This is a genomic window from Prosthecobacter sp. GW821-HT29F12 (assembly GCF_058803405.1).
On sequence record NZ_CM179517.1, the window covers coordinates 3,408,369 to 3,435,315 of the forward strand.

The following is a 26,947-nucleotide window of genomic DNA, read 5'->3' on the forward strand; positions in this document are numbered from 1 at the left end:
TATTTTTTTCAGCCACCTCGGGCGATGTAGTGGGGAGGTTTCGAGGGTTTTGAGGGTTTTGAGGGTTCGTTTTGAAAGGAGGAGTTATTTTTTCTGCCCTCCCAGGTGGAGGTGGACTGGAGGTTTCGGAGGTTTTGGAGGCTCCTTTTGAGAGGGGGAGTTATTTTTTCCACCCTGCGGAGTAGAGTTTGGATGGCCGGGAAGAGCTGCATCTGTGGAACAAGAACCTCCCTGCCCCACAGTCATGGGCCAGTTTTTCAAATGCTCTGGCAGCCAGACTCTCATGGACTACTCTCCGCCCCATGATCTGGGAGAAACTGAAGGCACTGTTAGGCATCGAGACCAAGGAGCCAGTGGTCTTCCATGAGGAATGGATCGCCCTGCTGCAGGAGAATGTACCGCTGTATGCCCACCTGCCTGAGGAACTGCGACTGCGGCTTCACGAGAGGATCGCGCAGTTCATATCGACGATCCGTTTTGAAGGCTGTGGCGGGCTGGAGCTGACGGAGGCCATGATCCTCACCGTGGCAGCGCAGGCCTGCCTGCTGGTGGTGCAGCGCACTGGGAGACCTTATCCGAAGCTGAGCGCGGTGTACCTCTACCCCACCACCTTCAGCTCGGTAAGCCAGCGCAGAGATGCCCACGGCATCGTCAGCGAGGGAGAGGTTCACCGGCTGGGGGAATCCTCCCACTGGGGCACCGTGGTGCTGGCCTGGGATTCCGTGACTCACGGAGCACGCTATATTCATGATGGCGACAACGTGACCTTCCATGAGTTTGCCCACCAGCTGGACCATGAGGACGGTCCCACCGATGGCGCCCCCGCCCTGTCCAGCGGTGCCGCCTACCGCACGTGGTCCCACGTCTTCCATGACAACTACGCCGACTTCCTGCAGCGCACGGAGGAGGGCACCGAGAAGGTGCTGGATGCCTACGGCGCCACGAATCCGGCGGAGTTCTTCGCCGTGGCCACCGAGACCTTCTTCGAGAAACCACACAAGCTGTACGATGAGCGGCCGGAGATGTACGCAGAGCTGGCCAGGTACTACCGTCTGGATCCACGGGAGTGGATGGAAACACACTAGGCGGTGTTTGAAAACCCTCGATTGCCCAAGGAAAGCATTTGTGGCATGAGAGAAAACCGATGAAAACACAACGCTTTGCATGGTGGGAGCCGCTCAAAAAGCGACTCAAAAAAATGGTGCTTTGAACATTGGCGGCCGTCCGCGAGCGTCGCTGGATCTTGTTCTTGAAGGCTTGTTTTACCGGCTGCGCAACGCGGGTCCTTGGCGTGACCTGCCCGAATGTTTTGGTCCTTGGCGCACCATCTATGGCTGGCATCGGCAGTGGGCGCGCGAAGGTCTCTGGAAGCGCATGCTCACCATGGTCTCCCGCAAAACCAGGAACCGCATCAGGCTTGTGGATGGCACGCATGTGGTGGTTCATCAGTGTGCTGCAAATCCTGCAGGTGGCGCAGACAAGCAGGCCATGGGCAAAACGCGAGGAGGCCGCAATACCAAGATCATGGCCCTTACTGATGGGCGGGGGCTTGCAGTGAACCTGCTGCTCATCGCAGGACAGGCCTATGAAGGGCACCATGTTCTGCCGCTGCTGGGAAACCCTGCAGGGCTGTGCGTGGTTGGCGACAAAGGCTTCGACAGTGACAAGCTACGTCAGCAGCTTCAACTGCTCGGGGCAACCCATTGCATTCCACGCAGAGCCAGATGTGGAATCCAGCGCAAGGTCAGCCGTAAACTTTACCGACAGCGCTATCGCATTGAGAACTACTTCTGCCGTCTGAAGCGCTGGGCTTGTGCCAGCACTCGGCGAGACAAACTCGCCGCACATTTCCTCTCGCTCATCGAGTTTGCTGCCGTCATCGACTGGCTTCAATACGGCCGATGAGGGTTTTCAAACACCGCCTAGGAAGGTTTCACCTGTAAGTTAGCCAGAGGAACAAAGTGACTTTATGCTATTATAATTACCAGTGAGTAACATGCAATGACATCTACTGGCATACCATTCATGAACTCCCTCATGGCAACCCACCCTTGAGTCATGCCAGCACGTGAATCCCCACGTGTAAAAAAACACTCCCCCTTTTAAAACGAACCCTCAAAACCATCAAAACCCTCAAAACCTCCAGCCCCCAATCACCTGGGAGGTCAGAAAAATAACTCCCCTTTTCAAAATGGACCTCCAAAACCTCCGAAACCTACAAAACCCCTCGGTTGGGGGCAGCTTGTGACAAAGTTGCCCTGTTCCTGTGGAACAGGTAGGCGCCGCAACCGCAAGGCGCATGAGACTCCCCGTGAGGTATGGGAGATGCGGAGCTGCACCTTGTTGCACAGCCACAAGGCAACTGTGGGGCATGCAATTCTTCACCTGGAGCGCTGAAAAAAAGGCTCCCCCTTTCAAAACGCACTGACAGAACTGACACAACTGACGAAACCTCCCCAACAACGGGTTGCAGCGCTGTGCAAAACTCGTTTCCGTTTAACAAGCTGCTTCTTGCTCGAAGATCGTGGGCTCCGACGGCGGCTGGCTGAGGACAGCCAGCCCTACCTGCGCTCGTTCTGCGCAAGCAAGGCGCGAGGTAGGGCGCTTGGTCCTCCAAGCGCCGTCGGGCGTCGCCACGCTCACTTCCCAGAAATCCATTTCGCATATCGCTGGAGAGCGAGGCCACACAGCATGCTCCCTTCCCCCGCACCGCTCGCAGCTCCTTGCAGCACCACGCATCTCGGTTGCGCGCGGGCCGTTTCCCGCCCACATCTTCCGCCACCACGGGGCCAGTCTCAATCGAGGCCCTGCACCACCCTACCCAACGCAGCCACCATGAAACGCTCTTCATTGTCCTTCACCCTGTCCGCCGCACTCCTGCTTCTCATGACCAGCTGCGAAAGCGGCAAAAAGTCCGAGCCCGCTGCTCAAGCCGCCGCCACTCCGGCCATCAGCGGCACGCCATCCACCGATGGCATGATCTCCACTCCGAGCGGGCTGCGCTACAAGGTGCTGGCATCCGGGCCTGCAGACGGGCGCTCTCCCACGCTCTATGACTCCGCCACGGTGCACTACAAGGGCACGCTGACCAATGGCACGGTGTTTGACAGCTCCTACGAGCGCGGTGCCCCCGCCACCTTTGGCGTGAACCAGGTGATCCCCGGCTGGACGGAGGCGCTGCAGCTCATGAAGCCCGGCGACCAGTGGCTGCTCTACATCCCCGCCAATCTGGGCTACGGCCCTCGGGCCATGGGCGACATCCCGGCCAACAGCGACCTCATCTTCCAGGTGCATCTGATCCAGGTGCACGGCGCTGGCGCGTAATGATGCCGGGCCTCATCGGCCTATCACTCTCTTTCCAAAAGATGACCCGTTGCACACCGCAGCGGGTCATTTTTTTTGCCGACCTCCACGGCCCCCGCGACCTCGGTGACCGAATGATTTTCAAAATAGTTTCCGCCGTTGTCACAGATCCCACGGCTGGATCGTCTGGACTGCTGATGAAAACAAACATGAAAATCGTGGTGATCGGTGGCAGCGGGCTCATTGGCTCCAAAGTCGTGGCAAATCTCCGCCAGCTCGGGCACGAGGTGGTGGCAGCATCCCCCTCCACCGGGGTCAACACACTCACGGGTGAAGGACTCGCGGAGGCACTCAGCGGTGCCAGCGTCGTGGTCGATCTGGCGAATTCGCCGTCGTTTGAAGACAAGCCGGTGCTCGCCTTCTTTGAGACCTCCGGGCGCAATCTCCTCTCAGCGGAAAACGCCGCCGGCGTGCGGCATCACATCGCGCTGTCGGTGGTCGGCACGGAGCGGCTGCTGGCCAGCGGTTACTTCCGGGCCAAGATGGCGCAGGAGACGCTGATCAAGGCTGACCGCATCCCCTACACCATCGTCCGCGCCACGCAGTTTTTTGAATTCGTGAACGCCATCGCCCAGTCCGCGATGACGGGAGATGTGCCACGGATTTCCACCGCCATGATGCAGCCCATCTACTCCGGAGACGTCGCGGCCGCAGTCACGCAGATCGCGCTCGCAGCGCCGCTGAATGGCACCGTCGAGCTCGCCGGGCCCGAGCCCATCCGTATGGATGCTCTGGTGCGCCAGTACCTTGCCGCGCAGGGAGACACCCGTGAGATCATCTCCGATGCGAATGCCGGCTACTTCGGCACGCCGGTGGATGACCACAGCCTCGTGCCGGGCGCGAACCCGCTGCTCGGTTCCACCCGTTTCACAGACTGGCTCGCGGCTTCCGCTGCTTGAGCTCAAAGACTTCAATTTACCCAAACCAACCCCATCCATGAAAACAACGCGCATTCTCGCCACCGTCCTCGCCTCGCTCACCCTTTCGCTTTCCATTCTCCCCGCCGAAGAACCGCCGGTGACGATCACCGAGATCTTCAAGCAGGCCCATCCCGAGCTGAAGGACAAGGAGATCGTGGTCAAACGCATCGAACTGCAGCCCGGCGTAGGCGCGCCTCCGCATGTGCATCCCGGCATGGTCACGGGCTACGTGCAGCAGGGCCAGCTCGACTTTCAGATCAAAGGCGGCCCGCTGCTGCATCTGAAAGCAGGCGATGTCTTCTTTGAGCCCGCCGGCAGTGTGCACATCGTGGGCAAAAATACGGGCACAGAAAAGACGATCATCATCGCCTTCGTGGAAAATCCAAAGGGCGCACCGCTTTCCACTCCGCTGGACGAACACGGGAAGTAGAAGCCAGGTATGAATGGCACTCAGTTAAGGGGCATTGTCGTGTGTTCTGGAGGTCTGGGGCACCCGAGTCACGCGACAGCGTCTTGGAGTGCGGTGACAAAGATGCACGGCGCAAGCCTGCATCGCCGACACCGCTTTCGCCAGGTGTTGCATGCTCCTTTTGGCCTGAGCGTGCTGTCCGGCCTGCGAAAGCGGCGTCGCGCCCAGGCTTGCCGCACGCATTGATTCGCTCCGCTCACCCTTCGGGCAGCCTGCGGCTGTCTACCTTCGCTGCGCTTCGGTTCCAAGACGCTGTCGCGTTCTCGTATGTGCAGCACCAGAAGCAAGCGAAGAGAACGATGCCTCGCCTTAACCGAGTGCTATTCATGCCAGGCGTATGCCTTGGCAGATTGCCATGCAGACATGACCTTCCGGGGCAATCTTATGCAACAGAGACAACAAACGGCCAGATGACCTTGATCGAAATCTTCAACACCCACCGGCCCGCGCTCTTCGGCATCGCCTACCGGATGCTCGGGCGCGTGTCTGAGGCGGAGGACATGATGCAGGAGGTGTGGCTGCGCTGGCAGAAGCAGGAGGCGAAGGAGATCGAATCTCCAAAGGCCTGGCTCGTCGCCGCCACCACCCGGCTGTGCATTGATCAACTGCGCTCTGCACGGCATGTGCGTGAGGAGTATTACGGCGTGTGGTTGCCAGAGCCGCTGGTGGCGGCGGCGGATGCCGCGCCGGACCACCTGGCAGACCTCACCGATTCGCTGACCATGGCCTTCATGATGATGCTGGAAACCCTCGGTCCGGTGGAGCGCGCGGTGTTTCTGCTGCATGAGGTCTTTGACTACAGCTATGCCGACACAGCGGCCATCGTCGGCAAAAGCGAAGCGAACTGCCGGCAGATCATCCGGCGTTCCAAAGCCAGCCTGCTGGCCAGCCCCGCACCACCCCAGCCACCCAATGACCAGGCGCGGCGCGTGGTGGAGCAGTTCGCCCACGCGACCACCACCGGGCAGATTGATCAACTGCTGGACCTGCTGATGGAGGACGTCACCGTTTACAACGACGGCGGCGGCAAGGTGAAAGCCGCAGGTCTGCCAATCCGCACCGCCGATCGCGTCAGTCGCTTCCTGATCGGCATCCAGCGCAAGCTCCCCACCGACACCGAATGCCAGTACGCCACCGTCAATGGCATGCCGGGCATGCTCATGATCTCCGGCGGTCAGATCTACAGCGCCTATTCATTCGACCTCGTGGACGGCCGCGTGCGGAATGTGTACGGCATCTGGAATCCGGAAAAGCTGCGGCACCTCGCGGGCTTTCCTCTGGCTTAAACATCGCCTCACTTCCCTTCCCACACTCGCACGGAGTCGATCTGGCAGGAGCCGAAATCGACGGCTTTAAAGTCGATCTGCGCCTGGCCGGTCATGTCGATGTTCTTGCTTTCAAAGACATGCCTCTTGCCGTCGATCTTGAGGAGGATCGTGCCCTTCTTCAGCTCGATGACCACATCGTGCCATTGGTTCAGCGCAAAGAGCGGATCCGTCACGGGCAGGATCTCCACGTTCTTTTTGATCGCCAGTGTCGTGGCTTTCTCGCTGAAGCTCAGGGTGTGGATGTGGTGGCCGAGGTCGAAGAGCGGAAAACCTTTCTGGTAGGTCGTGGCATCATAGCGCACCCGCATCGCGCAGACGAAATTTTCCGGCACCTTCTTGAGCCAGATCACGGGCTTCAGCCCCGCGTGGGAGGAATCGGCGCTGGCCTTCTTCTTGTCCTGAAATTCCTTGGACGACGGGCTGCCGGTGAGCACGCCGTCCTTCACCACCCACGTGGTGCCCTGCCGCACCTCCCAGTGCTCCGTGTTCAGCGGGCCGTCAAAGTTGTCCGAGTACACCAGCTTCAAACTCTGAAACAGCTCCGGCTTGTAGTCAGCATCTCCCGTCTGGGCTTGGGATGGCAGGACGGTGCACGAGAAGGCAAAACACAGGGCGGCAAGACGGAGGGGCGGGGTCATGGTGGCGAAAACGCGGGGCATGAGAGGAAATTGCAGCCGGATCACGTGCTTGACACATTAGGACATTTGTCCTAATTCGGCGGCATCAGGCCAGCATGAGCGCCCCAACCACACGAGACCGGATCATCGAAACCGCAGACCGTCTGTTTTACCAGAAGGGCTTTGAGTACACGTCCGTCGCGGACATCGCGGCGGCGGTGCAGATCACGCGCGGAAATCTCACTTTCCACTTCAAGACGCGGGACGACATTCTGGAAGCCGTGATCGACCTGCGGCTGCGGCGCACGCGCGGCATGCTGGAGCAGTGGGAGGCGGAAGGCTGCACTGCGGCGGAACGCATCAGCAGCTTCATCAACATCCTCATCATGAACCGCGCAAAGATCCTTCTGCACGGCTGCCCGGTGGGCACGCTCTGCACGGAGCTGGCCAAGCTGGAGCACGCGGCGCTCGCGCATGCGAACAAGATCTTCAGCCTCTTCCGCGACTGGTTGAAACGCCAGTTCGAGGACCTCGGCTGCGGGGGCGAATCCAGGGCGCATGCCATGCACCTGCTGGCCTGGAGCCAGGGCACCGCCACACTCGCGCAGGCCTTCCACGATGAGTCCTTCATCCGCGCGGAGGTACATCGTGTGCATGCGTGGCTCGGCAGCCTCGGCACACGGCCCGCCCGCCGCAGCAAACGCTGATCTTTCCCTCTTCAAACTCCTCACCTCACTCCACCCTCATGTTCATCGTCTTCCTCAAGTTCACGGACAGGAAAAGCCAGGCCGGCCAGTGCATGGACGGCCACAAGGCCTGGATCAAACGCGGCTTCGCCGAAGGCGTCTTCCTGCTCGCCGGCAGCCTTGAGCCCGGGCTCGGTGGCGGCATCCTCGCGCACCAGACCACGCACGCCGCACTGCAGCAGCGCGTGAACGAAGACCCCTTTGTCGCCGAGGGCATTGTGACCGCTGAGATCCACGAGCTCGATCCCGGCATGGCCGATGAGCGTCTGCAATTTCTCGTCTCCTGAACCGCCATGAGCCTGACCCACACCTCCGCCGACGATGGCAAACCGCGCTGCCACTGGTGCGCCTCCGCACCGGAATTCCCCGCCTACCACGACACCGAGTGGGGCTTCCCCGTGGCGGATGACCACCGCTTGTTTGAAAAGCTCTGCCTGGAGGGCTTCCAGTCCGGGCTGAGCTGGCGCACCATCCTCGCGAAACGCGAAAATTTCCGCCGTGCCTTCCATGACTTTGATTTCGACCGCGTGGCGCGCTTCACCGAGAAGGACGTGGCGCTCCTGCTTCAAGACGCAGGCATCATCCGCCATCGCGGCAAGATCGAGGCCGTCATCAACAACGCACAGCGTGCGCGCGAGATGGTGAAGCAGGAAGGCTCCCTCGCCGCCTTTGTCTGGCGGCATGAGCCGGATGCCCGGACACTCGCGGAACCCCAGACTGCGTCCACCTCGGCGGCATCCGTCGCGCTTTCCAAGGAACTGAAAAAGCGCGGCTGGAAATTCGTCGGGCCGACGACGGTGTATGCCTTCATGCAGGCGATGGGTCTCATCAATGACCACGCGGAAGGTTGCTTCATCCGCGCCAAGGTGGAAAAGGCTCGCAAAGTCTTCCGCCGTCCCCATAGCTGAGCCTCCATGCCTTACGACACTTCACTTGCGGATCGCATCACCGATCTGCTCACCGCCCGGCGCCTTCGCTTCACAACAAAAGCGATGATGGGCGGGCTGTGCTTCATGGTGAATGACAAGATGTGCCTCGGCGTGACGCAGGCACGCCTCATGGTGCGGCTGGATCCTGCCGTGGAGGCCGAGTCGCTGAAACGTCCTGGCTGCAGGCCGATGGACTTCACCGGCAGGCCCATGAAGGGCTATGTCTTTGTGGATCCGGAAGGCTACGATTCCGAGCAGGATCTGCGTCATTGGGTGGAGCTCGCGCTCGCCTTCAATCCCAAGGCCAAGGCCTCGAAAAAACGAGCCCCTTCATCGAAATGAGCACCCGCGCCATCATCGCACGCGCCCTGCCCGACCTCTCTGCCGAGGAGCTGGGCACGTGGATGCAAGACCACGGCTTCAACACCGCGCACGCCCCTCGCGTGATCCGGAGTCTGCTGGCTGCGCAGCCACCGAAAACGCGCGCTGATTTCCTCTGGCCCGAGAAACTGGAGGAGCAGCTCAAGACCGCCTTTCCCCCTGCCGCCGCCAGTCTCGCCATGCGTCAAGTGTCTGAAGATGGCACAGCGAAGCTCCTGCTGCGCCTGCATGACGGCCGCACCGTGGAGTCCGTGCTGATGCCGGACTTCCACCCGGACCGTGCAGCGGGCTGCATTTCCAGCCAGGTGGGCTGCGCCATGGGCTGTGACTTCTGTGCCACCACGCAGACCGGTTTTGAGCGCAATCTCACCTCCGGCGAAATCGTGGAGCAGTTCATCCATCTGCGCCGTGAGGCACACACAGCCGGCCGCACGCTGCGCACCATCGTCTTCATGGGCATGGGCGAGCCGATGCTGAATCTCAAAAACGTGCTCGCCGCCGTGCAGCGCATCGCCGCGCCCACACTCGGTGCCTTTGGCTGGCGGCAGATCACCATCTCCACCGTCGGCATCGTGCCCGGCATCGATGAACTGCGTGAGGCGGATCTCGGTGTGCATCTCGCCCTGTCTCTGCATGCACCGGATGACGCCACCCGCGCTGACCTGCTCCCCATGGGTAAACGGTTTGATGTGCAGGATGTGCTCGCCGCCGTGGATCGTTATCAGGCCAGCAGCGGCCGCATCACCACCATCCAGTACTGCCTGCTCGATGGCGTGAATGATTCCCTCGCGCAGGCACGTGATCTGTCGCGTCTGCTGGAAGGACGGCGCATGCATGTGAATCTGCTGCGCTACAATGCCACCGGCCTCAGCCTGCGTGGCCGCACCTATGCGCCGAGCAGCCTGGAGCAAACGGAAGCATTCCTCACCGAACTCCGCGCCCATGGCACCGTGGCCCATCTGCGCCGCGCACGTGGACCGGACATCGATGCCGCCTGCGGCCAGTTGCGGAAGCGCGAAGCGGCGCATACTTCTGCAAGCTCATGAACCCCGTGCAAGGCTTCCATCTCATCACGCCCGATGATCTCACCTGGCGTCTGTCGAATCTCATGCGCATCCCGAACGCAGACTTTCTGGAGCGCACCGGCAGCGAAAACATGGGCGCACGTTTGTGGCGCATGCCGCCCATGAGCGCGAACACACTTCATAAACACATCCGCGCGGAGGAGTTTTACTTCGTGCTCGAAGGCACCGGCCGCATGCGCGTGGGCGATGAAACCCTCACCGTGCCCAAGCACGGCGGCGTCCACGTCGGCCCGGATCAACTGCGCCAGGTGTTTAACGACACCGCTGAAGAAGTGCTCTGGCTCATCATCGGCGCACCCGAGGAAATCGAATTTCTCCCCGGTGCCACGACCAAGCCCGACCTCTCGCTCATTTATCCCACCGATCCCAAGCAGCTGCCCAAGGAACTCGCAGGCGCGCAGTGGCCGCCGAAGGACTGAGCCGGGCCTGCCGACTCTGATTGCCTCGCCGCCCTTCCTGCGGCAGGAGTGAGGCAGTGAACCTTCCCCCCGACCTACGTCCTGCCTCTCCATCCGTGACATGGATGACTCCCGCCCAGTGTAAAACGATCGAAGCCGCAGGCACCAACGCGCATCGCCTCGCCTCAGGCCCCGGCGGCTGGGTGGAGCGTCTGGGAGATGACGTGATCCTTTCCTACAAGAGCGACGACGCCCGTGATTTACTGGCCGCAGGGCTGGCCACGTGGTGCACGAATTCCGGCTGGCAGCCCGTGCGCGTGTTTTACCGCTTCCTGCCGATGAAGAACGCCGACCGCGTCTCGCCCGTGCTGCACAGCGGCGATGCCTCGCTGCCGCTCACCACGGTGGTCACAGAAGCCGGCATTCGCTACGGCCTCGACATCGGTGCCAGCTACAGTCACGGCTTGTTCCTAGACCAGCGCCTCAACCGCGCCAAGCTGCACGCGCTGAAGCCCAAGCGCGTGCTCAACACCTTTGCCTACACCTGCAGCTTCTCGCTGGTGGCCGCGCTCGCGGGCGCGGAAACGCTGAGCGTGGATCTGTCCCGCAAGTCACTGGATCGCGGCAGGCACAATCTCACGCTCAATGGCGTCGCGGAAACGAAGCACCGCTTTGTGGTGGATGACGCCGCTGAGCTGCTGCCTCAGCTCTGTGTGCGCGGAGAGCGCTTTGACGCCATCATCCTTGATCCGCCCACCTTCTCACGCAGCAAGAACGGCCGCCGCTGGCAGGTGGAGGATCACTTTGAAGACCTCCTCAATGCCGCGCTGGAAGTGGCCTCACAAAAATGCGCCATCCTGCTTTCCACGAACTGCACCAAGCTCGATCTCGCCACCCTGGAGCGCAGCGCCCGCTGGTGCGCGAAGGGCAAACGCCGCTCCGCCGACTACCTCAAGCTCGGCACCCCCGTGGACTTCCCGCCCGGCCACGGCTCCAGCACGCTGTGGATGATGATGAAGTAAATCAGGGTATTGACGCGGTTTGAGGCGGCTGGCTATAATGACGACCAACTCAACCGCGCACGTCATGAATCACCGAACCGCTTTCTGGCTGATGCTGGCCTTGGTTTTGTCCCCTGCCTTCGCACCTCTTTCAGCCAACGAGGCCGATGACCAGCCGCACATGCGCACGGCCCTCGGGCATCTAGAAGCCGCCCGGACTGCCAAAGATCCCCTCACAAGCCTGCGTGCCGCCCGAAAAGCTCTGGTGCATGCCAAGCCAAACAAAGAAGGGCAGCGCAAGGATGCCATCGGCTACGTGGATGAGGCCATCGCCTTCGCGACCACGGGCGACAAAGACAAGATGCAGGAAAAGATCACCAAGGCCATCTCCAACGTGAAGTCCGGCATCGCGCGCTCCAGATGAGCGGCAGCGCCACTACCAGCCCAGCGCCTTCAACTTCTTCCCCATCACCTTCGCGATGGCGTCATTCCCAGCACCATCGGGATGCACGCCATCTTTGAGCAGGGATGAATCCGGCACGATGCCGAAGAGGCTGACAAACTCGCTCTTCGTTTCAGCCGCAAGCTTCTCAAATGCAGCGCCGAGTTCACGCAGCTTGGCCTCGCGTTCTTTAGCAATAGGCTTCGTCGGCCCTAGCGCGGCTTTGTTGATATTCGAAGGCCCCACGAGCAGCACCGGCAGCTTCGCGCCATAAGCTGCACGCGCTTTCCCAATCATCGCCCGCACATTCGCCACCGCCTTGGGGATGCACTGCGCGGTGATGTCGCGTGAATCATTCATGCCAAGCGCAATGACAAGCGCGTCCGCCTTCGCATGGCGTGTGAGCATCGCCTCAAACTCTTTGAGCGAGTTCGTCGGACGCCCGCCTTTGCCTTCATTGATCAGCGTCAGCGCGCCCGCCGACTGCTGCTGCACCTGCGTCACCCAGAGATGCCCGCGCTCCTCCTTGGGCAGGGCACCTCCTGCGGTGATGGAATCCCCAAACACAATCGCCGTGCGCGGTGCGGGACTCTGCGCGAAGACTTGGAGGCTCAGTAAAAAGAGGAGGATGAGGAGACGCAGCATGAGGCCTTCACTTTAAACCGTCCGCGCGAAATGCTGCCCGAAATAACAAAAAGCCCCCACCGCCAGATGAGAGCCACAGGTGGCGTAAAACGTGCCCGGTGCATCCGCACGCCGCACCATGCCACTGCGTCCCAGCGTCGTCCCGCTGAACAGTCCCAGCGCGCCGACGCCGAGCATGAAGAGACCGAAGTTTGCTGCCATCTGGACGTTCTCAGGAGTTGCCATGAAGTACGATCACCGCAGCCACCGCAAACTGGCAACCAAAAAGGTGGTGAATACAAAAGCTCACGCCGCCTGTAACGGCGTCGCGAGCCTCACGTAGTCCGGCCGGTCCGAGGCATCGCGATAGGTGTGGCCTTTGATCACCTGCCCATGATGCAGCAGAAACGCCCCGGGAAGCTGAAGCGGATCGCCCTTGATCCTCCCGGGCAGATGTCCGGCCAGGGTGGATTTGCCCCATACCCACAACACGCGCGGACCTATGAGCTGCAGCATGCGACCCCGCTGCAGTCCCAATCCCTTGTACAGGGTGCATTGCGGATCGGCCACAGCAGCGATGTCCGCCAAACCGTAGCGCCCGGCAAACGCCGCGAAATCTTCCGCCGTGCCCATGTGCCCCAGCACGATTCGTGTTCCGGCTCCTTCGATCTGACGGCGCAGTCGCGCGATGTCAGACATGGCATTGCGGCAGAACGTGCAGCCTTCATGCCGCAGCAGCACCAGCAGCACTGGCGACTTCTCTGACAGCGCCGCCAACGATTCACCGCCGCTGGTCAGCGTGTGGCCCAGCAGGTCGGCGGTATTGGAGGAGGCGCTCATGATGCTTGCAGGTCGTGCCGCTCACATCCCCCACGATTTACTTTCCATCAGCAGCCTTGTCCGCAGGCTTCTCGGCCGCTGCGTCGGTTTTGACAGCAGGCACTGCGGGCTTGGGAGCGGTGAAAATCACCTTGGGGACACGGACGCCCGACCACCGATCATTCTTGGTCTTGAAGGGTCTGGGGGCTCTGTTGCTGACTTTTTGGCTGCGCATGCCTTCCGATACTTTTAAAAAGCCCAAATTGCAATGGAGGCTTCAGGCCATTGCGCACACGCAGGCGTTTCTTGAAGGCCTGCGCGGGCCGTGCTTTGCTACCACATCATGCCCCTCCCCTACCCCACAATCATCCCTGGTCTCCGCAGCCCTTATGATCAAGTGAACGGCCTGGTCTATTTCGGCCGCATGCTGGACAAGATTCGCCTCAATGCCGCAGGCAAGCTCCCCGAAGGCTGGCAGCCCATGCGTGGTGCTGCGAAAGGCAGCTTTGACTGGCGCTGCTGCGAATTCCTCAAGATCGACTACACCGCACTCGAGGCCGAAACACTCAAAGGCGGCAGCGACGAGAGCCTGCTGGCCTGGGCCTATGCGAACGGCCGCCAGCCCACCGAGCAGGAGATCGAAGTCTGGAACGGCTTCATGACCAAGCGCGGCTGGCGCGATGCCGGCACCCAGCGCCTGAACGAACGCCTCGAAGAAATCGGCCTGCCACCCGGAACGGTGCAGACCATGTTTGAATACATCGAGATCGACGAAGGCCGGCTGGTCCCTGGCGCGAAGTGATTTTCCTCACGCCACCGCGATCACCGCGCTCTGCGCCGTGGGTGGCAGCGGATGAAACTCCGCCTCGCGGAAACCGGCCGCCGTGAGCATCTGCTGATACTCGGCGAAGGTGTAGGCATCTCCCTCCGGCGTGGTGCCGAGCATGACGAGGCTGAAGCTCGCAGCAGGTGGCGGGCTGACGCGATCGGCATTCGGCACGAATTCCACGATCACCACTTTCCCGCCCGGACGCAGCGCTGCATGCGCTCGTTTCAGGAAACGCGTGCAGTCCTCGATGTTGAAGTGATGCAGGAAATTCGGCACCAGCACGACATCGTAGTCGCTCCCGAGATCCACGGTGAAGGCATCGCCTACGATCTTGCTGAAGCGGTCCGCAATGCCGGCTGCCTGCGCGTTTTCCTCGGTCACAGCAAGCACAGCCTCCCAGTCCAGCGCCACGAGATGCGCACGCGGATTCTTCAGCGCAACAGCGATGCCATAGGCTCCATGGCTCGCGGAGATGTCCAGCACGCGAGTGTCGCGGGCTGGGTCCAGCGGCACCAGCTCCGCCGCCCCCTGCGAAGTGGGTGCCATCATCGGTCCCATGGCGCGGGCAAATTCCACCCATGCCGGATGATCCGCCGCCGTGGTGCCCTCTTCCGTTGTATGCAGACGCCCGCGACGAATGGTGGACGCAAGATCATCAAAGGCCTCCGTCAGGCCAGGAGCATGCAGAAATTTCACGGCATTCCCCATGTAGGCCGGAGAGCTCTGCACCAGAAAGACCGCTGATGAGGGTGTGAGCGCATAGCACTCCCCCTCCTTCGTGAGAAAGCCCAGGATCGTGAGATTGTCCGCCAGGATGCGGATACCGCGCTGCGGGCACTGGCAAAGCGTCGCGATCTCCGCGGCAGTCGCTGGAGTATTGCCAATGGCGGTGAACAAACCCAGATCAATCGCGGCCTTCAATGCCGCCGATTTCTGAAAAGCATTGATCGTTTCAAAGAAGAGTTGGGGAGAGGGGGCGGTGGATAATTCAGACATAATAAAAGACAATAAACGAGAGAGTACGTGGCTGCCACCCTAACGCAGCCTTCACCCGAAAACGCCCGGCTAAATAAAGATTTAGTGGCCGTCATACACACACGCTCGCATGGTTCCATCTGAATAGGCTCGATCTCTATTCAGGCTCAGTCGCATCCCAAATTACCCCGCCATCATGGAATCCCCCGCACCTGAAAGCCAGACCAAGCAGCCGGTAAGCCGCCACGTCCTTTTCTGCCTTTTGCCCCATTCTCTCTTTGTCATGCTGGCCTTGGGTGTTTGGGGCGGAGGCTGGTGGCTGCTGCTGCCGATTGTCTTTTTGCAGGTCGCACTGCCGCTGCTGGACTGGATCACCGGCTGGCAGGATGACGCTCACTTTGACAAGTCCGAGTTCTCCGCAGCACATCTGGCCGTGCTGCACTGGAACACCCGGCTCTACGCCTTGTTCTACATGGCCTCAGTCGTCTGGCTGGCCATGTCCCTGGATCGTTTCAATGCCATGGAAATTGGCATCCTGATCGCCTCTGCCAGCCTTCTGGGCGGCATCGGTTTTGGCGCGGCGCATGAGCTGCTGCATGGGAAGGACGCGCTTGATCAAATCACGCAAAGGCTGCTCACCACCTTCTTGTTCTACCCACACTACAAGCTCATTCACATCCGCAGCCATCACGTCCACGCCGGAACGGATCAGGATGAAAACACCGCCTGGATGAACGAAAGCATCTACTCCTACATCTTCCGTACCATTCCCGGCAGCATGATCCGCTGCTGGAAAATGGAGGCACGCCGCTGCAATGGTGAGGGCCTGCTGAAGAACAAAATGCTCATCTACGCCCTGGGCCAGGTGGCGCTCCTGACCGGCCTGTTCCTGGTTTCAGGCCCGAACGGAACGCTGTTCTATCTGGCTCACATTCTTGGCGCACACATCGTCCTCGAGTCGGTCAATTACATCCAGCACTACGGCCTCATGCGCCAAAAGACGAACGGTGAATATGAGAAGACCGGCGCGGAGCACTCCTGGGACACCTACCACTTTTTCTCCAGCTACATCACCTTCCGCGTCGGCCACCACTCCTATCACCACATCGCGGTGAAGCCCTACTACCTCCTGGACCCCGAGCCCGAAGCCCCCAAGCTTCCGGTCGGTTACTTCTGGGCCATCGCCATGGTGCTGCTGCCCCCATGGTGGCGCCATGTGATCAATCCCAAGCTGAATGCGGCTGCCGTGCCGGCCGCCTAGCTGACGACCTTCTTCACAAAGCAGGCCTTCAGGCCGATCGCGATCCCGTCCATCTTGCAGGAGATCTCGTGGTCGCCGTCCACCAGACGGATGGGCTTGGATTTGGTGCCCACCTTGAGCACTTCATTGGAGCCCTTGAGCTTCAGATCCTTGATCATCGCCACGATGTCACCGTCTGCCAGCACCGCACCATAGGCATCCTTCACCACGCGTTCCGCTTCGGGCTCGTCTGCCACAGCCTCCTTCGGCCACTCGTGACCGCAGGTCATGCATTCATAGCGGTCGGCGTGGTCCAGGACATCATTCATCTCGCACATCGGGCAGGCAGGTTGGCTCATAGGCAATGACCAAACACTTCACGGGCATGAAACTCAAGTGCTGACTTAAGTTCGGCAATTTCAGCGCATGAACTCGCCAAATTTAATCGTTACCTTGCGCCCATGAACATCCGCCCCCTCCTTGCCCCTTTCCTCCTCATCAGTACTGCGGCTTTTGCTGCTGACCTTCCCAAGATCCCTTCCAAGCCCATCGCCGAAAAGAAGGAACTGCTCTTCTCCGATGACATGAACGGCAGCGAGCACGACAAGCGCTGGCACCGCGTGGTGGACACCTTCGTCTTTGAAAACAACGCCCTCAAAGGCACGCAGACCCGCGTGAAGGACGAGCCCTCCAAGGATGGCAAGTCCGTCATCACCGCGCATGCCGCAGTCTATGGCCTGGAAGTCCCCACCAAGGACACCGTGATCGAGGTGAAGATGCGCTTCGACGGCTGCACGATGATGGATGTGGAATTCGACGACCGCAAATACACCGCCGCCCACTACGGCCACCTCTGCCGCGCCCAGATCCGTCTGGACAAGGTGACCATCATGGATGAGCGCGAAGGCAGCCAGAACATGATCATCAAGGAGCTCCGCAAGGACCCCGCCAAGAAGGACGAAGTGAACAAGCTCATGGCCGGCAAGAGCGCCACCTTCCCCGTGAAGCTGGAGCAGAACAAGGAATACACCGTCGTGGTGGAAACCGTGGGCGATGAAATGCGCGTGAGCATCGATGGCAAGGCCGTGGCCTTCCTCAAGTCCGCCGGCATTGGTCACGAAACCAAGTCCAAGATCGAACTCGGCGTCGCCGGTCAGAGCGGCTGGTTTGACGACATCAAGGTCTGGAACGCCGTTCCCGCGAAATAAGCAAACTTCAAAGTCTCACGAAGCGCGGGGTGCGGCACCTCGCGCTTTTTTTATGCTCATCACCACGCGGTATCCAAGCAGCAGCGCCAGCACCACCGCGAAGAAGAATGGATACGTCACATCCGACTTCACGATGATCCAGTAGTGCAGCACACCGCCGATGGTGATGTAATAGGTGAGGCGATGCAGCTGCGCCCAGCGCGGGCCTCCGAGCTTCTTGATCATCGCATTGGTGGAGGTGACCGCCAGCGGCACCATCAGCAGAAAGCTGAACATGCCGATGGCAATGAAGGGCCGCTTGTACACATCCCCCACCACGGTTCCCAGCTGCCAGTCACGATCATAGGCCAGATAGGTGAGCAGGTGCGCGAGTCCATAAAAGAACGCATAGAGCCCCAGCAGGCGGCGCTGCTTGAGCAGCCAGTTCCAGCCATAGATTTTTCGCAGCGGCGTCACCAGCAGCGTGAGCATGAGGAAGACCAGCGTCAGCACACCCGTGGCCCGCGTGACGAACTCCACCGGATTCGCGCCCAGCTTGCCGCGCCAGCCGTCGATCAGGATGAGCACGGCGGGCAGCAGCCCATTGAAGACAAAAAGCTGCCGGTGAAATCGTGTGTCTGCGCTGAAGGTCATACTGGTCAAAAATCCACGCTGAGGTCCATTCCTTGGTACAGATGCGCCACCTGCTCCGCATAGCCGTTGAACATGAGCGTGGGCCGTAAGCCCATCTCGCCGATGCGCCGCTCATGCGCCTGAGACCAGCGCGGGTGATCCACCTTGGGATTCACATTCGAGTAGAAGCCGTACTCCCCCGGATTCGCGAGACTCCAGGTGGTGGGCGGCTCGCGGTCCATCAGCGTGATCTTCACCACCGACTTGATGCTCTTGAAGCCATACTTCCACGGCACCACCAGCCGCACCGGCGCCCCGTTTTGATTCGGCAGCGTCTTGCCATACAGCCCCGTGGCCAGCAGCGTCAGCGGGTGCATCGCTTCATCCAGCCGCAGGCCTTCCACATAGGGAAGATCGATGCCGGCATAGCGCGAATCGGGCATCTGCTTGATGTCATAATAAGTCTCAAACGCCACATGCGTCGCCGCGCTCTGCGGTTCCACCAGGTTCAATAATTTGGACAGCGGAAAACCCACCCATGGGATGACCATCGACCAACCCTCCACGCAGCGGAAACGGTAGGTGCGCTCCACGGATTCAAACTTGAGCAAGTCCGCCAGATCAAACGTGCGCGGTTTCTGCACCAGTCCGCCGACCTGCACGCTCCACGGATCCGTCACAAAATTCTTCGCCTTCGCAGCCACCTCGGATTTGTCCGTCGAAAACTCGTAGTAGTTGTTGTAGCCCGCGATGTCGGTGAACGAGTTCACCTTCTCATCCGCCCCCAGAGCCGTCTGCAATGCAGGCTCCGCCACCGTGGCGATGGCGGCTCCCGTGTTCGCCACCTCGGGCCGTGGACTGAAGGTGCGGTACAGCCCCGCCGTGGCCAGCGTGGAGCCCGCCCAGATGGCCGACTTCATGAAGAAGCGCCGGTTCAGAAATGTCTCCTCAGGTGTGACCTCGCTGGAGGGAATGTGAGAACGATCTTTCATGGCGGACAAAGCATGCAGTTCCAGGTGTGAGGCGCAGGCGGCGGTTCTATTCCCGCACAACGAATGCCAACTGGCAAGTTGCATCCGCCACCATCATCTCGCAGGCTTTGCCCTTCCATGTCACTCCTCGAACGCCTCTTCTCCATCGGCCCGGTCCGCAAAGCCATCTGGCAGCTGTGGTATCCCTACCTCACACGGCGGCTGCGCAGCGAAGAAGTGCTGTTTTTGAACTACGCCTTTGAAACCGATCCGCCCGTGGGCCTGAAGCTCGACCCCGCAGACGAACCGAATCGCGCCTGCATCCAGCTCTACCATCACGTGGCCACCCAGGTGGATCTGCAGGGCAAGAACGTGCTGGAGGTGAGCTGCGGCCATGGCGGCGGCGCCTCCTGGCTCACGCGCACGCTGCATCCTGCGAGCTACACGGGGCTCGATCTCAATCCCACCGGCATCGCCTTCTGCAAGAAACGCCATCAGGTGCCGGGCCTCCGCTTCGTGCAGGGAGATGCGCAGTCCCTCTCCTTCCCGCCGCAAACGTTTGATGCCGTGATCAATGTCGAAGCCTCACACTGTTATCCTGACTTCCCCGGCTTCCTGACCAAAGTCGCACGCGTGCTGAAAACGGGCGGTCACTTCCTCTACGCCGACTTTCGCTTCCGCGATCAATGGGCCGAGTGGGAGCAGGCCATCGCCCAATCACCGCTCGATATCGTGCAGACCCGTGACATCCGCGCCGAGGTGCTGCGCGGCATGGAGATCAATGCCGTACGCAGCGAGGCTCTCATCTGCCAGCGACTGCCCAAGTTTCTGCACTCCCTGGGCCGCGACTTTGCCGGACTGCCGGGCGCGCGCGTGTATGAGGCGCTGAAGTCTGGCGAGCTCTCCTACCGCTCCTGGTGCTTTCGCAAGCCGTGATCAGGCCCCGATGGCCAGCCAGTCGAACTCCACTGAAAACACCCGCGACGCATCCCAGGTGGAGATGACCGCCTGAAAGCCGAACTCGGTGACGTTCACTGCTTTCACCGTGATGCGCGAGCTTTCCCGCCGGTCCATGTCGAATCCCGTGAGGCCGAGATGCACGACGGGGATGGTCGAAAAGGGTGAATCAAACACGACATCCAGAACGAAACTCCGCGGCTCCGCAAAGTCCGGATAAACCACATCAAGCGTCCAGCCTGGAGTGAGGATTCCGACACCGACATTGGCCGACAGGACTTTCCAGGGAACAGTGGATGAATACATGCGACCAAAGTAGAGCAGCATCCGGGCCGGACACCACCCTCATTGTTGTCACACTGAAAATGAGGCCTCGCGCACTCGGCATCACGCCACCACTTCCAGCAGCGCTTTCTGAATGTTGTTTTTCCCGGACTTCGGAAACGGACGCGGCATCGGCTGGGCATTCCCGTTTTCATCAATCGTCCGGCAGCGCAGCTCGTACTTTCCAGGTGCAAGCTTGACCGGTTTCGCCGTCCAGCGGCACAGCGTGTGCCGCAGCGGCCACTGGCGCGGCTTGCGCGTCGTGGGATCAAACTGCACCGGATGCAGCGGCGCTCCTTGAAATCCCGCAATGCCGCTGCCATCAAACGGCACAATTTGCGCCTCCTGCCACGGCGCCTGGGTGAAGTGCGGATCATTCGCAGGCAGCGGTGTGCTCACATTGCGCAGCCAGTACTGCACCTGCTTGAGACCTGAGATGCCCACCTGCGCATTGCCATGCAGTGTGAGCTCATCCTTCGCGCTGAGCTTGTCCGGCAGATCGCCAAAACGCGCGAAGGTCTTGAGCCACGAGTTGATGTCGTTGTTGCCGTTCGCGTAGGTGTCGTCGGACTGATGCGCGTTGGTAAAACCGATGCGCTGCAGCCACTTCACCGATTTGAAACCGTAAGCCTCCGGCACAATCATGCGCACCGGGCCGCCGCGCTCACCGGTGAGAAATTCACCGTTGAGCTTGTAGCAAAGGATTACCGGCAGTTCGCCGGGCGGGTCTTCAAACACGCGGTTCATCGGCAGGTAGCATTTGAAGATCTGCTTCGGGTCTTCGTTGTGATGGCCGTGATACCAGACGTGGCGCAGGTTTTCCACCGGGCCGCACTGCCACAGCACATCGCGCAGCGGTACGCCCTCCCACAGGCCGTGGCCCAGCGGATCTGCAAGGTTGTTGCAGGTGATGACTTTCAAATAACTGACCGCCTTCGTCTTCGCGATCTCCATGAGCTTTTCAAACGTCAGCGCCGTCCCATCGCTGCGCAGCATAGGCCGCTCGATCTTCGCGTTGCTCGCTGCATCAGCGACGACTTCAAGCTGCCACGTTTCGCGCACCATGCCGATCTCCCGCTGCTTCTCGATGGGCAGCTTGTACGGCAGCGGATTGCCGCGCTCCACATTGTAAAAATCTCCCGAAGGCGTGATACAGCAGCCGCCTTCCACACACACGGGACCCGTCTTTTTCCCAGCCCCCTGCACTTCCGCGTTGGCGAGCACCGCAGCCCCCGCAGCGCCGAGCTTGAACAGCTCACGGCGGGAGAATGATTTGGACTTCATGCCGATGATTTAAACCCGGACTGCCGGCGAAAGACAAGCCCTCAGTCTGGCAGCTTGTTGGCCGCAGGCGCAGGAGGCGCTGCACCTTGCACCTTCACGCCATTGCCTGCGTTTTCCAGGGTGGGATCAAAGGCAAATTCAAAGATGGCCCCATCCAGCTTGTTGAGAAGGTACTCCTGCAGCAGATCTGCATCGTCAGAAAACATCGCCTCCAGCCAGGCCCGGCCTTCCGGCTCATCGAGTTTGCCGCCGCTGATGGTCAGCATGCCATGCTCCTTCCCACGGGCGGCTGTGATCGCCGAAATGCGCTTTTCCAACTCGCTCAGAAACTCAGGCGCTTCCATCCTCTCCTCAAACTGCTTCGTCAAGGAGACCATTTCTGCACTCTTCATCAGCTCCTCGGGAGAGGCGTCTTTGTAGCGGCGGATGAAGTCATCCACCTTGCGGCGCACGGCTGCAGACACCTGCCTGGGCCGGTAATGCTTGGGTGGCTGCGCATCATCTGTGGGAACAGTTTCCGCAGGAGGAGGAGCAGCAGCCTTTACAGGGACCGGCTTTACAGCCACAGCAGAAGGCTTGGGTCTGGCTGGCTGCCAGTTAAGCCACACCAGCGCAAAGAACACCCCCGAGGCCAGCAGTAGGACAAGGTGCTTGTTCATAAACGGTGGAGCGGATTATTTCGTCTGAAAGTACCCGCGCTGCTTCGCGCTGATCGGCAGGCCCAGCTTTTCCATGACCTTGAGCATGTCCTCCCACACGGCGCGCTTGGCACGAATGCCGTCCCCCGTTTGCTCTTCCCGCAGCAGATAGGAAGGATGGTAGGTCACCATGGTCGGAATGCCGCCGGTGCTGTGAAACTTTCCACGCAAACCGCCGACCGTTCCAGGGATGCCGAGCCCCTCAGCTGCCGTGGCACCCAGAGCCACGATGACCAGCGGCTTGATGAGATCAATCTCGGTGAGGACGAAGGGCACGCAGGCGCGCATCTCTTCGGCGGTGGGCTTGCGGTTGCCACTGCCCTGATTGTCCATGGCTGGACGAAATTTGCAGATGTTGCTGATGTAGACCTTCCGGCGTTCGAGCCCCATGGCCTTGATGATGGCGGTGAGCTTCTGCCCCGCCGGACCCACGAACGGCTCGCGCAGTTTTTCCTCCTCTGCTCCGGGGGCTTCGCCCACAAACATCAGCGATGCCAGCGGACTCCCCACGGCAAAGACCATCGTCTTGCGCAGGCTGCTCATGGAAAGCGCAGGCTCCCATGTCTCCGCCATCGCGCGCAAAGCCGCGAGCTTTTCTTCGACCGTCTCCCCCGCCACTTCGAGCAGTTCCGCCTTCTTCGTTTCCGGCGGCGGAGTCTCGCGCAGGATGCGCGCGGCAGGCGCAGGTGCCGCAGCAAAAGATCGGGACGGCTCCGGCACTGGAGCAGCACGCACCACAGGCTCACGTACAACACCCTTCAGCCTCTCCATCGTCCCCGGCCGCAGCGCGACGTGCGTCTTCCCCAGCATCTGGCGCTGCTGAAGGTGCTGTTTGAGGAGTTGAGAGGCGGCGGACATGTTTAAGCATGACGAATGCAGAGATTCAGTCATTCGTCATTCTGATTTCGTCATTCGTCATTGCTTCCGGGAGAGCCGCATGTCCATCCACACGGCGAGAATCAGCACCACGCCACGCGCGATGAACTTCCTCTCCGGCGGCACGGACATCAGCGTCATGCCATTGAGCAGGCAGGCGATGATTAGGGCACCGAGCAGCACTCCCAGAACGTTGCCACGCCCGCCGCGCAGGCTGACACCGCCGATCACACAGGCGGCCACGGCATCGAGTTCCATCAGATCTCCCACGGTGGTTGTGGATGAGCCAGCGTAGGCAGTCTGCATGAAGCCCGTCATGGCCACGATGGCCCCCATGCCGCTGTAGGCGGCGATCACGCTGCGTTTCATCGGCACTCCAGAAATCAAGGCCGCCTCCGCGCTGCCGCCGATGGCATACAGGTGCCGCCCCAGCGCCGTGTGCTGCGTCACCGCATACACGATCAGCGTCACCCCGCCGAGAATGAGCGAAGGCAGCGGAATGCCGCGAAACTGCCCCGTGACGAGCACAAACAGCGCGATGGCCTGCGCAGTGATGAACAAACGCATGAACGCCATCTCCCTGTCCTCCACCGCAAAGCCATGCTCCAGACGGCGTTTGCGCGCACTGAGCGTAGTGAACACCAGCGCAAGCACAAGCCCCGCCGCCAGCAACCAGCCCAATTGCACCGGCAGGTAGTAGGTGGTGAGGAGCGAGTAGAGATTGCTCTGCCCGCCCGGTGCCACCGGCACGGTGGCGTTGTCGATCACCAGCCAGAAAAGACCTTTGAAAATCAGCAGCGCTCCGAGCGTGACAATGAAGGCAGGCATGCGCTCGCACACGATGAAGGCCCCCATGGCCATCCAGATTAAAACCCCGCAGAGAAATCCCACCCCTAGCGCGGCAGGCGCTGGCAGGTGATAATGAAACACCAGCACACTCGCGATGCCGCCGAGCAAACCTACCCCGCTGCCTGCCGACAGATCAATGTGCCCCGGCAGCAGAATGAGCAGCATGCCCATCGCCAGCGTGGCGGTGATCGAAAGCTCGGTCACCAGCATGGACAAATTGCGCGCTCCCAGAAACGCCGGCTCCTTGATGGCAAAAAACGCACAGATCGCGAGCAAGGCGATGGCGATGGGCAGTTCTCGAAAGCGGAAGTTCACGCGGGCTTAGTTCTGCGAAGACATAAAGATGCCAAGGATGATCAGGGCGATGATGACCGCGATGGTGATCTTCACCCAGCTCAGCGGGTATTCGCCACCGATCTTGCCCGTAGCTCCATTCACGGTGACTTGATAAGTCTTCGTGCCATAGGTGTAAGTCAGCAGCCACACCGGCAGCAGCACATGCTTGAAGGTTTGCGCGCTGTAGTCCGGGGAGATTTGCAGGTTGCGGCTGGTATCTCCGGGGATCTGCTCGGTGCACTGGCCGCGCAGGATGTTGTCCATTCGATTGCGTGAATCCTGCGCCGCCTGAATGAGATCGATCTGATACTGCTCCACCACCCAGCCGGAGAGATAGCCCGGGTCATAGGGCAGCAGATCCGTGGTGGTGGGAAACGGCTGCAGCTTTTCGAGCAATGCCGTGTGCACGCCTTTCGAAGCAGGGACGAGCACATCATCGAAATCACTGCTGACATGACCGGACGCATACTCCCAGCGGGTATGCCGCGTGCGGTTCCCTTTGCTGTCGGTGGTGTAGTAATAGTAGCCTGCCTCCGCCTCCCACGGGCATTCCGCATGCGCATCAAAGGTCCAGTAGGGCAGATACATGCCATGCAGCGTGTCCGTCATGGCTTTCTGCCCGAGGGCGTTTGGCGCCCAGAAATGGCTGGCATACCAACGGCGGATGTCCTCCCGCACCTGGCTTTCAGATATCTTGAATGGCAGCTGGCTGCCGGGCCGGATCGGCGTGCCGACATCATCCACGGCGATGATGGCCGGCGAACCGCAAAAGTCGCAGCGCTGCGCCACCCGCTTTTCATCGAAGACGGAAATGGCATGGCAGCTCTGGCACTTCACCGTCTTGCGCACCGCCGCCCAACCGCGCTGGTCGTCTGGAATGGCCCGCAGCATGGCCACGAGATCATTTTCTTCCACCAGCGAGCCGTCGTTCTTAAGCTCAGCCGGAGACACCGTGCCGCAATACGGGCAGACCAGCGCATGCTTCGCAGGCGTCCAGACTGCCTCGGCACCGCAGGCCGGACAGGCAAACTTGGAAATGGCGGTGACTTCAGACATATAAGGCGCGTGGGTGAAAGCTGCCCGATTAACCGGAGAAAACCAAAGCCTGTCCATTCCAAAAACCGGCAGAAAATAAATCCCGGCTTGCCTTGGGCCCCGCCGACTCCTCAGAATGCGGGCATGAAGCAACTCCTGCTGCTCGCCGTCCTGCTCCTGATTCAATCCGCACCCGCCGCCACCGTCAAAGACCGCGAGGGCGCGGTGCGGGGTGACAAGGCCCGGCTGGAAAACGACCCCCGCTGGAACTGGAATGACGTGGACGGCGGCTTCCGTCTGGCCAAGACCACCGGCAAACCCCTGCTCGTGGTGCTGCGCTGCCTGCCCTGCATGTCCTGCGCCGGCATTGACGCCAGTGTGCTGGAGGAGCAGGAACTCGTGCCCCTGCTCGATCAATTTGTCTGCGTGCGCATCATCAATGCCAACGCACTCGACCTCTCCCGCTTCCAGTTTGACTACGATCTCTCCTTCTCTGCAATCCTCTTCAATGGCGACGGCACCATCTACGGCCGCTATGGCTCCTGGCTGCACCAAAAGGACCCGCTGAACAAAACCACCGCCGGTTTCAAGAAGGCGCTCGAAGCCGCGCTGGCCATTCACCAAGGCTACCCCGCCAACAAAGCCGCACTCAGTGGCAAGCAGGGCGGACCCACACCTTACCAGACGCCCATCGAATTCCCCGCACTCGCAGGCAAGTACCAGAGCAAGCTCGACTGGAACGGCAAAGTCGTGGCCAGTTGCGTCCACTGCCACATGGTGGGCGATGCCTTTCGGGCCTACTACCGTGGCCAGAACAAGCCCGTGCCGGTCGAGTGGATCTACCCGCAGCCGTCGATCGAGACCCTCGGCATCACTCTTGCCACCGACGAGGTCGCCAAAGTGGAGGCCGTGGCAGACGGTTCTGCCGCCAATGCCGCCGGAATCCAAGCAGGCGACATTTTCACCCATCTCAACGGCCAGCCCTTGGTTTCCATCGCCGACGTGAGCTGGGTGCTGCATCGCTCGCCCGACTCGGGTTCCCTCCCCGCCACAGTCCAGCGCAGCGGCAAGGAAACCGCCGTCACCCTCGATCTCCCTGCCGGCTGGCGCTTGAAGTCAGACATCGGCAAGCGCGTGGGCACCTGGCCCATGCGGGCGATGGCCTTTGGCGGCATGAAAATGGACGACATCCCCGATGAGGAACGCACCGCCCTCGGCCTGGACAAGACCCAGATGGCCCTGCGTATCTTCCACGTGGGCGAGTTCGGCCAGCATGCGGCCGCCAAGAAAGCGGGATTTAAAAAGGACGACATCATCATTCAGATCAGCGACCAGAAACAGCGCCTCACGGAAAGCGCCCTCATCGGCGATCTGCTCCTGCACCACCTTCCCGGAGAGAAAATCCCCGCCATCGTGCTGAGAGGCCAGGAGCGGGTGGAGCTGAATCTGCCGCAGCAGTAGCCGAAACCAGCCCTTTTCCGGGCGTTTCCGGCCCATTTCCCCCCGAAAATTCCCGGTTGCATTCTAAAGAGCGGCTTCCATACTCCCCGCCCCCTGCGAGTCGTCATCCATTCGCCGTTGGTCTCCGCGCCTGCCTCTCTTCGAGATGTGCAGGGTTCTCGCCCGGAGGT

General features: G+C 60.8%; 34 protein-coding genes. 19 read left to right on the plus strand and 15 right to left on the minus strand.

What is annotated here, in order from left to right; translation table 11 throughout:
- The first annotated feature begins 302 nt into the window (after nt 1-302).
- The 6 genes from AC3RLQ_RS14110 (at nt 303) to AC3RLQ_RS14135 (ending at nt 6,038) form a co-directional block, all read left to right on the plus strand.
- Nucleotides 303-1,085 (plus strand): M90 family metallopeptidase, encoded by a 783-nt coding sequence (locus AC3RLQ_RS14110; RefSeq protein ID WP_493038087.1) that lies wholly within the window; start codon nt 303-305, stop codon nt 1,083-1,085.
- 79 nt (nt 1,086-1,164) lie between these two features.
- Entirely contained in the window at nt 1,165-1,905 is a 741-nt protein-coding gene (locus AC3RLQ_RS14115) for an IS5 family transposase (RefSeq protein WP_493031932.1), read from the plus strand.
- Nucleotides 1,906-2,835: 930 nt separating this feature from the next.
- Nucleotides 2,836-3,324, plus strand: coding sequence for a BamJ family beta-barrel-assembly machinery protein (gene bamJ / locus AC3RLQ_RS14120; protein ID WP_493038089.1), 489 nt, complete (start codon nt 2,836-2,838; stop codon nt 3,322-3,324).
- Nucleotides 3,325-3,512: 188 nt separating this feature from the next.
- Nucleotides 3,513-4,262, plus strand: a complete 750-nt coding sequence (locus AC3RLQ_RS14125) for an SDR family oxidoreductase (RefSeq protein WP_493038727.1) — start codon at nt 3,513-3,515, stop codon at nt 4,260-4,262.
- 37 nt (nt 4,263-4,299) lie between these two features.
- Nucleotides 4,300-4,713: a cupin domain-containing protein gene (locus tag AC3RLQ_RS14130; RefSeq protein ID WP_493038091.1), complete on the plus strand. Its 414-nt coding sequence runs from the start codon at nt 4,300-4,302 to the stop codon at nt 4,711-4,713.
- A 449-nt stretch (nt 4,714-5,162) separates the two neighbouring features.
- The gene (locus AC3RLQ_RS14135) at nt 5,163-6,038 is read left to right on the plus strand and encodes an RNA polymerase sigma-70 factor (RefSeq protein ID WP_493038093.1); all 876 of its coding nucleotides are present in this window, start codon (nt 5,163-5,165) and stop codon (nt 6,036-6,038) included.
- 8 nt (nt 6,039-6,046) lie between these two features.
- Here AC3RLQ_RS14135 and AC3RLQ_RS14140 read toward each other — a convergent pair whose 3' ends face one another.
- Entirely contained in the window at nt 6,047-6,718 is a 672-nt protein-coding gene (locus tag AC3RLQ_RS14140; protein WP_493038095.1) for a hypothetical protein, read from the minus strand.
- Nucleotides 6,719-6,813: 95 nt separating this feature from the next.
- Here AC3RLQ_RS14140 and AC3RLQ_RS14145 point away from each other — a divergent pair, with 95 nt between their 5' ends.
- The 8 genes from AC3RLQ_RS14145 to AC3RLQ_RS14180 all read left to right on the plus strand — a co-directional run bounded on the left by AC3RLQ_RS14145 (nt 6,814) and on the right by AC3RLQ_RS14180 (nt 11,661).
- Entirely contained in the window at nt 6,814-7,404 is a 591-nt protein-coding gene (locus AC3RLQ_RS14145; protein WP_493038097.1) for a TetR/AcrR family transcriptional regulator, read from the plus strand.
- A 38-nt stretch (nt 7,405-7,442) separates the two neighbouring features.
- Complete coding sequence (locus AC3RLQ_RS14150) at nt 7,443-7,730, plus strand: YciI family protein (RefSeq protein WP_493038099.1); 288 nt, start codon at nt 7,443-7,445, stop codon at nt 7,728-7,730.
- Nucleotides 7,731-7,736: 6 nt separating this feature from the next.
- Complete coding sequence (locus AC3RLQ_RS14155) at nt 7,737-8,351, plus strand: DNA-3-methyladenine glycosylase I (RefSeq protein WP_493038101.1); 615 nt, start codon at nt 7,737-7,739, stop codon at nt 8,349-8,351.
- Nucleotides 8,352-8,357: 6 nt separating this feature from the next.
- Complete coding sequence (locus tag AC3RLQ_RS14160; RefSeq protein ID WP_493038103.1) at nt 8,358-8,714, plus strand: TfoX/Sxy family protein; 357 nt, start codon at nt 8,358-8,360, stop codon at nt 8,712-8,714.
- Nucleotides 8,711-9,799: a dual-specificity RNA methyltransferase RlmN gene (gene rlmN, locus AC3RLQ_RS14165; RefSeq protein WP_493038105.1), complete on the plus strand. Its 1,089-nt coding sequence runs from the start codon at nt 8,711-8,713 to the stop codon at nt 9,797-9,799. Before AC3RLQ_RS14160 ends, rlmN begins: the two co-directional genes overlap by 4 nt.
- Nucleotides 9,796-10,257: a cupin domain-containing protein gene (locus AC3RLQ_RS14170; RefSeq protein WP_493038107.1), complete on the plus strand. Its 462-nt coding sequence runs from the start codon at nt 9,796-9,798 to the stop codon at nt 10,255-10,257. The genes rlmN and AC3RLQ_RS14170 overlap by 4 nt, the downstream gene beginning before the upstream one ends.
- A gap of 104 nt (nt 10,258-10,361) precedes the next feature.
- Nucleotides 10,362-11,258, plus strand: a complete 897-nt coding sequence (locus AC3RLQ_RS14175; protein WP_493038109.1) for a class I SAM-dependent methyltransferase — start codon at nt 10,362-10,364, stop codon at nt 11,256-11,258.
- Nucleotides 11,259-11,322: 64 nt separating this feature from the next.
- The gene (locus AC3RLQ_RS14180; RefSeq protein ID WP_493038111.1) at nt 11,323-11,661 is read left to right on the plus strand and encodes a hypothetical protein; all 339 of its coding nucleotides are present in this window, start codon (nt 11,323-11,325) and stop codon (nt 11,659-11,661) included.
- A 12-nt stretch (nt 11,662-11,673) separates the two neighbouring features.
- Here AC3RLQ_RS14180 and AC3RLQ_RS14185 read toward each other — a convergent pair whose 3' ends face one another.
- From AC3RLQ_RS14185 to AC3RLQ_RS14200, 4 genes are read right to left on the minus strand one after another with little or no spacing between them, the layout of a single operon-like run.
- Nucleotides 11,674-12,324, minus strand: a complete 651-nt coding sequence (locus AC3RLQ_RS14185; protein ID WP_493038113.1) for an SGNH/GDSL hydrolase family protein — start codon at nt 12,322-12,324, stop codon at nt 11,674-11,676.
- A 12-nt stretch (nt 12,325-12,336) separates the two neighbouring features.
- Nucleotides 12,337-12,549, minus strand: coding sequence for a hypothetical protein (locus AC3RLQ_RS14190; RefSeq protein WP_493038115.1), 213 nt, complete (start codon nt 12,547-12,549; stop codon nt 12,337-12,339).
- A 60-nt stretch (nt 12,550-12,609) separates the two neighbouring features.
- Nucleotides 12,610-13,143, minus strand: coding sequence for a SelL-related redox protein (locus tag AC3RLQ_RS14195; protein ID WP_493038117.1), 534 nt, complete (start codon nt 13,141-13,143; stop codon nt 12,610-12,612).
- Between the two features lie 37 nt (nt 13,144-13,180).
- Nucleotides 13,181-13,357: a hypothetical protein gene (locus AC3RLQ_RS14200; protein ID WP_493038119.1), complete on the minus strand. Its 177-nt coding sequence runs from the start codon at nt 13,355-13,357 to the stop codon at nt 13,181-13,183.
- 108 nt (nt 13,358-13,465) lie between these two features.
- Here AC3RLQ_RS14200 and AC3RLQ_RS14205 point away from each other — a divergent pair, with 108 nt between their 5' ends.
- Nucleotides 13,466-13,924, plus strand: coding sequence for a DUF5069 domain-containing protein (locus tag AC3RLQ_RS14205; RefSeq protein WP_493038121.1), 459 nt, complete (start codon nt 13,466-13,468; stop codon nt 13,922-13,924).
- Nucleotides 13,925-13,930: 6 nt separating this feature from the next.
- On the opposite strand, the gene AC3RLQ_RS14210 is transcribed toward AC3RLQ_RS14205, so the two are convergent.
- On the minus strand, nt 13,931-14,947 hold the full coding sequence (locus AC3RLQ_RS14210; protein WP_493038123.1) for a methyltransferase: 1,017 nt from the start codon (nt 14,945-14,947) through the stop codon (nt 13,931-13,933).
- A gap of 175 nt (nt 14,948-15,122) precedes the next feature.
- On the opposite strand from AC3RLQ_RS14210, the gene AC3RLQ_RS14215 reads away from it, so the two are divergent.
- Complete coding sequence (locus tag AC3RLQ_RS14215) at nt 15,123-16,187, plus strand: fatty acid desaturase (RefSeq protein WP_493038125.1); 1,065 nt, start codon at nt 15,123-15,125, stop codon at nt 16,185-16,187.
- Here the strand turns inward: AC3RLQ_RS14215 and AC3RLQ_RS14220 are convergent.
- Entirely contained in the window at nt 16,184-16,525 is a 342-nt protein-coding gene (locus AC3RLQ_RS14220) for a zinc ribbon domain-containing protein YjdM (RefSeq protein ID WP_493038127.1), read from the minus strand. The genes AC3RLQ_RS14215 and AC3RLQ_RS14220 overlap by 4 nt on opposite strands.
- Before the next feature lie 102 nt (nt 16,526-16,627).
- Between AC3RLQ_RS14220 and AC3RLQ_RS14225 the strand changes: the two genes are divergently transcribed.
- A complete protein-coding gene (locus AC3RLQ_RS14225; RefSeq protein ID WP_493038129.1) occupies nt 16,628-17,374 on the plus strand; it encodes a hypothetical protein in 747 nt (248 codons plus the stop codon).
- 15 nt (nt 17,375-17,389) lie between these two features.
- On the opposite strand, the gene msrQ is transcribed toward AC3RLQ_RS14225, so the two are convergent.
- Together msrQ and msrP are read right to left on the minus strand one after the other, a co-directional pair.
- The gene (gene msrQ / locus AC3RLQ_RS14230; protein WP_493038131.1) at nt 17,390-18,007 is read right to left on the minus strand and encodes a protein-methionine-sulfoxide reductase heme-binding subunit MsrQ; all 618 of its coding nucleotides are present in this window, start codon (nt 18,005-18,007) and stop codon (nt 17,390-17,392) included.
- Nucleotides 18,008-18,012: 5 nt separating this feature from the next.
- Nucleotides 18,013-18,978, minus strand: a complete 966-nt coding sequence (gene msrP, locus AC3RLQ_RS14235) for a protein-methionine-sulfoxide reductase catalytic subunit MsrP (protein ID WP_493038133.1) — start codon at nt 18,976-18,978, stop codon at nt 18,013-18,015.
- A gap of 117 nt (nt 18,979-19,095) precedes the next feature.
- Between msrP and AC3RLQ_RS14240 the strand changes: the two genes are divergently transcribed.
- Nucleotides 19,096-19,893, plus strand: a complete 798-nt coding sequence (locus AC3RLQ_RS14240; RefSeq protein ID WP_493038135.1) for a phthiotriol/phenolphthiotriol dimycocerosates methyltransferase — start codon at nt 19,096-19,098, stop codon at nt 19,891-19,893.
- On the opposite strand, the gene AC3RLQ_RS14245 is transcribed toward AC3RLQ_RS14240, so the two are convergent.
- From AC3RLQ_RS14245 to AC3RLQ_RS14270, 6 genes are all read right to left on the minus strand, one after another.
- Nucleotides 19,894-20,220, minus strand: a complete 327-nt coding sequence (locus AC3RLQ_RS14245; protein WP_493038137.1) for an H-type lectin domain-containing protein — start codon at nt 20,218-20,220, stop codon at nt 19,894-19,896.
- An 81-nt stretch (nt 20,221-20,301) separates the two neighbouring features.
- Complete coding sequence (locus tag AC3RLQ_RS14250; RefSeq protein WP_493038138.1) at nt 20,302-21,522, minus strand: molybdopterin-dependent oxidoreductase; 1,221 nt, start codon at nt 21,520-21,522, stop codon at nt 20,302-20,304.
- Nucleotides 21,523-21,563: 41 nt separating this feature from the next.
- Nucleotides 21,564-22,181, minus strand: a complete 618-nt coding sequence (locus AC3RLQ_RS14255) for a hypothetical protein (RefSeq protein WP_493038140.1) — start codon at nt 22,179-22,181, stop codon at nt 21,564-21,566.
- A gap of 15 nt (nt 22,182-22,196) precedes the next feature.
- Nucleotides 22,197-23,078, minus strand: coding sequence for a uracil-DNA glycosylase (locus AC3RLQ_RS14260; RefSeq protein ID WP_493038142.1), 882 nt, complete (start codon nt 23,076-23,078; stop codon nt 22,197-22,199).
- A 57-nt stretch (nt 23,079-23,135) separates the two neighbouring features.
- On the minus strand, nt 23,136-24,260 hold the full coding sequence (locus AC3RLQ_RS14265) for a sugar ABC transporter permease (RefSeq protein WP_493038144.1): 1,125 nt from the start codon (nt 24,258-24,260) through the stop codon (nt 23,136-23,138).
- 6 nt (nt 24,261-24,266) lie between these two features.
- Nucleotides 24,267-25,337 (minus strand): TFIIB-type zinc ribbon-containing protein, encoded by a 1,071-nt coding sequence (locus AC3RLQ_RS14270; protein WP_493038146.1) that lies wholly within the window; start codon nt 25,335-25,337, stop codon nt 24,267-24,269.
- 123 nt (nt 25,338-25,460) lie between these two features.
- On the opposite strand from AC3RLQ_RS14270, the gene AC3RLQ_RS14275 reads away from it, so the two are divergent.
- On the plus strand, nt 25,461-26,777 hold the full coding sequence (locus tag AC3RLQ_RS14275; RefSeq protein WP_493038148.1) for a Trx7/PDZ domain-containing (seleno)protein: 1,317 nt from the start codon (nt 25,461-25,463) through the stop codon (nt 26,775-26,777).
- Nucleotides 26,778-26,947: the final 170 nt, after the last annotated feature.